Source organism: Oribacterium sp. P6A1 (assembly GCF_000702885.1).
Taxonomy (GTDB): Bacteria; Bacillota; Clostridia; order Lachnospirales; family Lachnospiraceae; genus Oribacterium.
In genome coordinates, this window is the sequence record NZ_JNKO01000078.1 from 1 (window position 1) to 2,373 (window position 2,373).

2 protein-coding genes are annotated in these 2,373 nt (G+C 43.9%); both read right to left on the reverse strand.

The window, feature by feature from the left end; all coding sequences use genetic code 11:
• Window positions 1-86 precede the first annotated feature (86 nt).
• Window positions 87-1,688: a YifB family Mg chelatase-like AAA ATPase gene (locus tag T515_RS16025; protein WP_081832874.1), complete on the reverse strand. Its 1,602-nt coding sequence runs from the start codon at window positions 1,686-1,688 to the stop codon at window positions 87-89.
• Between the two features lie 71 nt (window positions 1,689-1,759).
• The coding region (locus T515_RS16030) for a transposase (RefSeq protein ID WP_036613539.1) at window positions 1,760-2,373 on the reverse strand (614 nt) is incomplete at its 5' end.

A 2,373-nucleotide genomic window follows, 5' to 3' on the forward strand; every position in this document is an offset into this window, starting at 1 on the left:
CTTTGACTTATAAAAGTAACTTTGTAACTATATGTCAGCATTGGATGTGCCGGTCTAAAACAGGCCGGCAGGTCCCTTGCAACAACCTACAAAAACGGATTGCAACAACCTACATTTTTACTTTGCAACTTTATGCAAAAAGGGCTTGCAAAAAACACAAGTACCCTTACTATATCTTCCCTTCTTATATTTTCTGATCCGTCAAGATCTGCAGATGTCCTGGCAAGTCTCAGGAGCTTATGTATGACTCTGGCACTGTAGCCGAATTTCTCACTTGCCCTCTTCAGGATCCCTGTGCACTCCTCATTAAGCTTGCAGTACTTTTGTATCATGGTGGTAGTCATCTGGGCATTACAGTTCACCTGATCATCGTCCTTGAATCTTTCCTGCTGTATCTTTCTCGCCTTTTCGACCTTTTCCCTTAACTGAGCCGATGTAAAACTACTCTTTTGACTGTCAAGATCAAAGTAATCTACGTGGGCAACACTCTTCTGTATATCTATCCTTTCTAGGATCGGTCCCGAGATCTTGCCGCGATAGTGGATTATCTCATAATCCGTACAGCGGCACTTCTTTGAAGGATAGTATCCACACGGGCAGGGATTCATGGCTGCAACAAACATGAAGTTAGCCGGATATGAATTAGTACCGTTCACCCTGGATATCGTGACCCGCTTATCTTCCATAGGCTGTCGTAGGGCATCCAGTGTACTTCGTGAAAACTCTGCCAGTTCATCAAGAAACAGGACACCATTATGTGACAACGACACCTCACCGGGCTGAGCATAACTGCCTCCACCGATCAGGGCATTGAGAGAAACATTGTGATGAGGCGCACGGAAAGGCCGCATCTTTATGAGCCCCTCACCTGCATCCAACAATCCTGAAATACTGTGTATCTTTGTGACTTCCAATGACTCCTTTTCTGTCATCTTCGGAAGAATGGTAGGGATCCGCTGGGCTATCATGGTTTTGCCGCAGCCAGGTTCTCCTATCATGAGGATGTTATGACCTCCCGCAGCCCCAAGCATTATCGCCTCAATGAGTTCATCCTGACCCTTGACATCGGAAAAGTCCATGCATGTCCCCGTAGCCCCCTCATCTGTTATATTTGACAGAGTTCTGTCCGTTTCTCCGGATGTATCCTTATCTTTTAACTCCGGTTCTCTGAGTCCTCCGCTCTCCAGAAGCTTCACCGTATCCGAAAGGTTACTTACCGGATAAATATTTATACCGGAAACTGATTCCGCCTCCTGCTTATTCCCGTAAGGGACTATTACCGAACTGACACCGCATTTTCTGGCTTCAGTTATCATCGAAAGAACGCCTGTACATGGCCTTATCCTGCCATCGAGAGACAACTCACCTATAAAAGCATAATCTCCAAGATTCTTAGGGGCTATCTGATCCGTCTGATACAGGAGCGCAATGATCATCCCGAGGTCAAAATGTGAACCTCTCTTCTTTTTATCACCGGGTGCCAGGCTAATGATCACCTTATCCTTTGGTATGTCATATCCACAGGACTCTATGGCTGCCTGTATCCTCTCTCCTGCCTCTTTTATCGCCTGGTCGGGCAGGCCTATTATGGCCATTCCCTGTTGCTGACCTTTTATGGTACTCGCTTCTACCTCCACCATAAAACCTTCAACACCCGAAGTTGCCATACTCTTTACTACTATTGCCATTTATATCAGTTCCTTCTTTGTAATTATTCCTATATTTTTCGATCAGCTTATCTTCTGAACGATAACACTCATCACCACGGAAGCCACATATCATCTTCCTTCATATCCTTTTGGATCAGCATTTCCTGCTCTGCATGTGATATCTTTCCCTCTACAAACATGCGGTACTGCTCATTGGGATTATTACGGAAACACTCAAGTACTTTTGACGTATCTATCAGTTCACGAAAAGCAGATCCTTCACTGCTGTGATTAACTCTTCCTGATACAAAATCCGCATAACTACTATACTTATATGCCAATGGCTCCAGTACCATCTGTGCCTTTACCGGATTAAGATGCACGTATCTGCTTGCCTCCAGAAGATATGTTTCATCTTCAATGAGCTGTCCTATATATCTGTTTTCAAAGAGATGCCCTGTCAGCTTATATTTCATATTGTAAGATGCTGCGTATGACAGAAGAAGTTTGTGCATTATCTTCCATATCTCTGTTTTTCCCGTTCCAACCACCATATGAAAATGATTTGTCATAAGGCATATTGAATATATCTTGAAATCATACACCTCCTTTACGTTCTTAAGGCATATTATAAACATCTCATAATCCCATTCTTCCTTGAAAATACTGGATCTTCTGTTCCCCCGGCTCATCACATGATATATTGCCCCCGGATACCATATCC

Bases quoted from the DNA above. Each gene is read 5' to 3' on its own strand.
- T515_RS16025 (WP_081832874.1), bottom strand. From the start codon at position 1,688: ATGGCAATAGTAGTAAAGAGTATGGCAACTTCGGGTGTTGAAGGTTTT.